Origin of the sequence: Aetokthonos hydrillicola CCALA 1050, from assembly GCF_017591665.1 — a bacterium.
GTDB lineage: Bacteria > Cyanobacteriota > Cyanobacteriia > Cyanobacteriales > Nostocaceae > Aetokthonos > Aetokthonos hydrillicola.
In genome coordinates this window covers 1-6,837 of record NZ_JAAKGC010000178.1, presented here as the reverse complement: position 1 = coordinate 6,837, position 6,837 = coordinate 1, and the positions used below count along the sequence as shown (strand labels likewise).

The window sequence follows — 6,837 nt, the reverse complement described above, 5'->3', positions numbered from 1 at the left end:
CGATCTCACAAACTGCCTCTCCCCAATCAATGCGTTCGGGGGTCTTCAAGCCTTCTTGCGTTACTAAATCTGGGCTTGGCTTTGTATAATCGATTTTATCCAGTTCCAAACCAAATGCCGTAAATAACCGCATAAGGGTTTGTTTGTCAACCCCTACTTCGCGACTCATTACTTTTCTAAAGGTAACAGGAGTTATGCCAGCGCGATCGCTTAATTCCTCTATTGTAAATCTAGAGCTATTTTTTTCCTTAAATTCCTGCTCAAGTTTAGCATTCTGGAGCTTCTGCCAACCTTGACGAGTAAGTATTAGCCCACGGTTACGTTTCTGCTTTTTTTGCCGGTTCATAGCTTTATCAATTTTTATTTCTCAATAACTTTTCTCCGGAAACGTGGCTTTAGTAGAAAGAATTCACAAAAAAACATAATCTCTGGATGGCATTGCTGAAATTATTTCGTAAATTTTATGTTAATATATTTAACAATTTATATGTAATCAATCTGGTATCTAAGACTTTGACCTGTTTGAGGATAAATATCTAAAACTACATTATTTTGTAGTACCTAAGCTTTTCAGTTTAAGATACTGTGTTGTAGGCCTGGACGATTTTTGTCCTTAATAAAATGCAAAAAATAGATCAAACTTGATATAATTCACTATTTGCTATACTATTTATAGTATTCTTACTATACTATGCATTACTCTAGGTCTAAATGAACCTGGCGTCAAGCAATTAAGAAGAAACAAATGAAGATTGAATTGCTCCTAAAGCCTTTAGAGAAGCAATAGTTGCTTCTGATAAACCTGTCACACCAGTAATATCCATTCCTTCATAAGGTCTTTCGTTTCTGAAAGTTTTTAGGCACTCACCTGACGCAACATCCCATAATTTAACCATCTCGTCTTCACTACCGCTGACTAAAGTTTGACCATCTGGACTAAAGGCAACTGATCTTATCCAATGGGTATGACCATGTAAAGTGTTAATACATTGACCTGAGATAGAGTCCCATAACTTTACCATTTTGTCTGTGCTACCAGTAGCCAATATTCGCCTTTCCGAAGAAAGGATCGGACTAAATGCAACTGATAATACCCAACTACTATGTCCCGACAAAGTTTTAAGACACTCACCAGTGCTAACATTCCAAAGTTTTACAGTTTTATCTTTACTAGCACTAGCAAGAATATGACCTTCAGGACTGAAAGCAACTGACAATATCCAACCCTTATGTCCTGACAAGGTTTTGAGACATTCCCCAGTGTTCACATTCCAAAGCTTAACAGTTCTATCATCACTTCCACTAGCAAGGATATGACCATCAGGACTGAACGTAACAGACCATACCCCATGACTATGTTCTAGAATCTTTAAAAGCTCACCAGTGCTAACATCCCATAACCTTACAGTTTTGTCATCACTACTACTGGCAAGTACATTACCGTCAGGCGCAAAGCCAACTGACTTTACCCAGCCAGTATGTCCTCGTAAAATTTTACAGCATTCACCGCTATTAGGGTTCCACAATCTTACGAGTTGATCGTAACAGCCAGTTGCCAAGATGTTGCCATCTTGACTGCAGGCAACAGTTCGTACTCGATTCGAGTCTCCATGTAAAACTTTGAGGCATTTACCAGTAGTGGGATCCCAAACCTTTACAGTTTGATCATCATTGCAACTGAATAGAACCTTACCTTCAGGAGCAAACGTCAGTGAATGTACTGCATTATTATATCCCTGCAAGATTCTCAAGGTTTGACCCGTGTTGACGTTCCAAAGTCTAACCGTTTTGTCATCACTACCACTAGCGAGAATGTGACCTTCAGAGCCAAAAGCAACTGAGCAAATCAAACCTGTGTGTCCCTCTAAAGTTTTGAGACATTCACTAGTACTAGTATCCCAAATTTTCACAGTTTGATCATCACTGCCACTGGCGAGAGTTTTCCCTTGAGGAGCAAAAGCGACTGACCTAACTCTAGCACTATGTCCTTCGTAGATTCTTATACATTCACCAGTGACCACATTCCAAAGCCTAATTGTTTGATCATCGCCGCTACTTGCTAGAATTTGACCATTAGGACTAAAAGCAATTGACCACACTGCACCTGTATGTCCCTGCAAAGTTTTTAGGCATTCTCCTGTGCGAAAATTCCAGAGTTTTATAGTTGTATCACTACTAGCACTAGCAAGAATTCTACCTTTAGGATTAAAAGCAACTGACAAGACTGGATCAGTATGTTCGCGCAAAATTTTGTAAGTTTCGCCAGTCATGATATTTAACAAACAGACTGTCTGGTCATCGCTGCCAAGCGCTATAATTTGACCTTGGGGACTGAAAGCAATAGATCTGATTGGTTCGTCGTGTTGCTTTAAAATTTTCACACATTCCCCTGTGCTGACATCCCACAACTTGACATTCTGATCACTACCCGCGCTACCAAGAGTTTTACCATCTGGACTGAAGGCGATCGCGCCAACCCAGCATGTATGTCCGTGACAAGTCAAAAGTTGTTCCCGATCCCCAAACTCCCGCCAGAAGGAAACCCTGCCGTTAGCATCACTTGTTGCAAAAATTTTTCCATTCGGGCTGAATGCGATCGCAGAAATCCTACTAAAGTCTTTAGTGAAAACTGACTTAGATAGATTAGTGTTTTTGAAATTAACTCCACGTAAGTTCACCCCTTGCAGATCTGCTTGCCAAACACTTAAATGAGAAAAATCATAATCTCTTAAATCAGTTTTTAAGTGACAAAGCAAGTTGAGGATATTTCCACCTGCATAGCCTGGTTCTAGAGGAGATTCTTTGCGTAGCTTTGCAAGAATTTGCTTTAAGTGGTTTTCGAGTCTCTGTTGACTTTTAAAAATAGAGAGGATTTCATCTAAGACTGGTTTCAGGATTAAGCGTATTTGAGTTTCTTTAGTACACTCTTTACCTTCAGCCTTGATTAAAGCATGAGACTTTAGAAGTAGAATTCGTTGACTAGCAATTTCCTGAGAAAGTTGCTTTATTAATTTGCTAGTCACATACTCCATTAATAAAGGGTGGAGTTTAAAATAAATACTATTTTTATCACTTAAGGTTTGTCCTGACCTGTCTATTAAACTTCGCCTTACCAAAGATTCTATAGCTTCTAATAATTTTTGTGGTCTTACTGGTGAGATAAAATCTTGTTGCAATTCCTGCAAATTCATTGAATCCTGATTAATGGCTAGCCAGTATATAATATCTCTTTCTAACTCTGATAATCTCTGAAACTGTTTCTCAAAAACAGCTTGTATATGTCCAAAAATAAAGGTTTTTTGTTTTAAAAATTCGCTAATATTACCATCAAAGACATCTTGGATAGTCGTTGCAACTATCTTCAAAGCTAGCGGATTACCACAGTAACGTTCAATCAGTTCTCCCTGCTTGGAATCTTCTCCACCTAAACCTTTAAGTTGAAAAATTTTTTTCCCTTCGTCTTTAGACAAACCCTTTAGTTGTAATACTCGGATAGGTAGTGCAAGTCCTTCCAGTAACGCTACGTCTTTCGGTTTTTCGCGGGATGTCAGCAACAAGCAGCTGTGGTGGGAGATTTCTCCTAAGCGTTGTATGAATTGACCATAACCCTCATATCCTTCAGCGTAGCATCCAGCGATCGCACCGCTTTGCAGAATTGTTTCGACATTATCTAAGATGATCAGACACTGGTGTTTCTGCAAACAATTAATCACTTGTAAGATTGTGCCATCTATACTCTTTGGTGGTTCAGTTTCCATAACCTGCTCGTTGGAAAAAAACTGAATCAAGCCAGTGAGAAGCTCAAAAAGTGGAGGAGAATTGTAAAGCGATCTCCAAATAATGTAGTCAAACTCCATTTGAATGTCTTGGACTAGCTTAGCAGCTAAAGATGTTTTACCGATTCCCCCCATCCCCAAAAGTGCTACTACTCGGCAGTTTTGGTCTATGATCCACTCCTTCAAAACAGCCAGTTCATCTTCTCTTCCATAGAAAACAGAGACATCTACAGCCTCTCCCCAATCAATTTGCTTGCGGATCGTCGAGTCTTCAAAGTCTGGATTCACCTTGGAATAGTCCAAAGGACTCAGTTCTAAGTTGAATGCCATGAATAAATTAACAAGAGTTCTTTTGTCAACCCCATGTTGACGTGCAAGTATTTTCGTTATCGTATTTGCAGATAATCCCGCAAGTTCACTTATTTCCTCTATAGTATACTTCAATCCCGATTTTTCGCGTAGTTCCTGTTCAAGTTTCGCTTTTTGAAACTTTTGCCAGCCTTCACGAGTGAGAATAACACTGCGATTGCGCTTTGATGTTTGCCGATTCATAAGTTTATGAATACTAATTTTATTGGCTTACGCGTTGACAAAAGTTGTATCTTCTGTAGGAAAATTTCCTTATTGTCTTCAAGCAGTCTGTTATATTTAGGGTTTATTTTTTAAATAAAATGTAAAACAATTTTTCCGTATTTTTTAAGTTTTCGTGAATCAGCTAAGCTAATTTTTTATTGATTTTTTTATAATCATTTTTGTAAAGTATTTTAGCGTTTAAATTTTCTGTAACTTAAATGATCATTAACTTATAGCAGTTCTTTATGAAGATGTAGAAAAGCGTACCTTTCAAATCCTTCTAGAGAAAGACTTTTTATCATCATTCTTGGGTAAAAACTTCATATCAAACTGCTATTATTGTGTTTTTATTGTTTCATAGACTTGTCAAGTTGTACAGTAGGTAAGCTAAATATTTAATATTCATCTGTAAATGATATACTCAACAGAGAGCCCTAGAGTCGAAAAACATTCGACTAAACTTGATAAACCGTCTCAAGAATGTGCCTTCAAAGTGACGAATACAATTCCCTTATTTATCATGCAGTTTATGCCATCCGTTCTGCTTACTAAAACTATTGAGTGTTTCTCCACAACCCAGCATCAGATTTGCCTCGCGATATTTCTATTCAAGTATCGCGAAGCAGTGATATCTTTGTAACCTTAAGGTTTTGATGGAACTGAACTATACATTAAACCGGAATAACATTACGTCACCTTCCTGCACAACGTAATCTTTTCCTTCACTGCGAACTAACCCTTTTTCCTTGGCGGCATTCATCCCACCAGTCTTTCCTAAATCATCATAAGCAACAGTTTCTGCACGAATGAATCCTCGTTCAAAATCACTATGAATAACACCAGCTGCTTGTGGTGCTGTCATTCCAGTGTGAATTGTCCAAGCACGGGTTTCTTTAGGACCAGTTGTGAAATAAGTACGCAACCCTAACAGCGTGTAAGTAGCGCGAATCAAAGATTTTAACCCGCCTTCTTCTACCCCCAAAGATGCTAGGAAATCTGCTCTATCTTCCTCTGGTAATTCAACTAACTCAGATTCAACTTGCGCAGAAACTATCACTACCTGTGCATTTTCAGCAGACGCGATTTGGCGCACTTTTTCCACATATTCATTACCTGTTGCTAGGTCATCTTCAGACACATTAGCAGCGTAAATAATCGGTTTACCACTTAGCAATCCTAAGCCTTTAATAAGATCTGCTTCTTCCTGATTTAAGCTTACCTGCCGGACTGATTTACCTTCATTTAATGCAGCAGCTAATTTTTCCAGGACTGCTACTTCTGCTTGTGCTTCTTTACTGGTACGAGCTTGTTTACGGGTACGTTCAATTCGCCGTTCGATCTGTGTTAAATCAGCTAAACCCAGTTCCAAATTAATAATTTCAATATCCCTTGCAGGATCAACCGATCCTGCAACATGGATAATATCGTCGTTCTCAAAACAACGTACCACGTGTACGATCGCATCAACTTCCCTAATATGGGATAAAAATTGGTTGCCTAGTCCCTCACCCTGGCTAGCACCTTTGACTAAACCAGCAATATCAACAAATTCAACACGTGCTGGGATAATTTCTGCAGAACCGGAAATCTTCGCCAAAACGTTTAAGCGCTCATCTGGTACAGAGACAATACCAACATTCGGTTCAATTGTACAAAAAGGGAAGTTAGCAGCTTCAGCCTTAGCATTAGCAACTAAAGCATTGAATAAAGTAGATTTTCCGACGTTGGGAAGTCCAACAATTCCAGCTCGTAGCATTTTAGATTTTAGATTTTAGATTACGATTTACAAAAGAAGGGGGATTATCAGTGATCAGTTATCAGCTAAGAGTAATGTGTTTATAGAAACCGGAAACACCGCGCCATAAACCTTGATCACTGATAACTGTTTACTGTTCACCGTTAAAAAATGCTCAATCAAAACCAAACACCCTTACTAGACACCTTAAAAGCTTGCGCAGAGCATCCTCACGCACCATTCTACACCCCAGGACACAAGCGGGGTCAAGGAATCTCTAAATCACTGATCAATGCTTTCGGGCTAGAAGTATTTCGCGCCGATCTACCAGAATTAGCAGAACTGGATAACCTCTTTGCACCTAGTGGTGTTATCCAAAAAGCACAAGAGTTGGCCGCAGATGCATTTGGGGCACAACAAACGTGGTTTTTAGTTAATGGCTCTACCTGTGGAGTAGAAGCTGCAATTCTGGCTACCTGTGGTAAAGGAGACAAGATTATTTTACCGCGAAATATCCACTCCTCAGCAATTGCAGGTTTAATTTTATCTGGCGCTATCCCAATTTTTGTTAATCCAGAGTACGATCCAGTTTTAGATATTGCCCACAGTATTACACCAACCGCTGTACAAGCAGCATTACAACAATATCCTGATGCGAAAGCAGTGTTGACGGTTTATCCGACTTATTACGGTGTTTGTGGAGACTTGGGCGCGATCGCATCTGTTACCCGTCAATACAATATTCCTTTGCTT

General features: G+C 39.2%; 4 protein-coding genes. 1 reads left to right on the top strand and 3 read right to left on the bottom strand.

Features of this window, described 5'->3' with window-relative positions:
• The 3 genes from G4P69_RS34720 to ychF all read right to left on the bottom strand — a co-directional run.
• A partial coding sequence (locus G4P69_RS34720; RefSeq protein ID WP_208354471.1) for a helix-turn-helix domain-containing protein occupies positions 1-346 on the bottom strand: 346 nt, incomplete at its 3' end.
• A 385-nt stretch (positions 347-731) separates the two neighbouring features.
• Complete coding sequence (locus G4P69_RS34715) at positions 732-4,328, bottom strand: WD40 domain-containing protein (RefSeq protein WP_208354469.1); 3,597 nt, start codon at positions 4,326-4,328, stop codon at positions 732-734.
• A gap of 685 nt (positions 4,329-5,013) precedes the next feature.
• The gene (gene ychF, locus G4P69_RS34710) at positions 5,014-6,105 is read right to left on the bottom strand and encodes a redox-regulated ATPase YchF (RefSeq protein ID WP_208354467.1); all 1,092 of its coding nucleotides are present in this window, start codon (positions 6,103-6,105) and stop codon (positions 5,014-5,016) included.
• A gap of 150 nt (positions 6,106-6,255) precedes the next feature.
• On the opposite strand from ychF, the gene G4P69_RS34705 reads away from it, so the two are divergent.
• A partial coding sequence (locus G4P69_RS34705; RefSeq protein ID WP_208354458.1) for an aminotransferase class I/II-fold pyridoxal phosphate-dependent enzyme occupies positions 6,256-6,837 on the top strand: 582 nt, incomplete at its 3' end.

Coding starts and splice junctions, on each gene's coding strand:
- G4P69_RS34715 (WP_208354469.1), bottom strand. CDS start 4,328: ATGAATCGGCAAACATCAAAGCGCAATCGCAGTGTTATTCTCACTCGT.
- ychF (WP_208354467.1), bottom strand. CDS start 6,105: ATGCTACGAGCTGGAATTGTTGGACTTCCCAACGTCGGAAAATCTACT.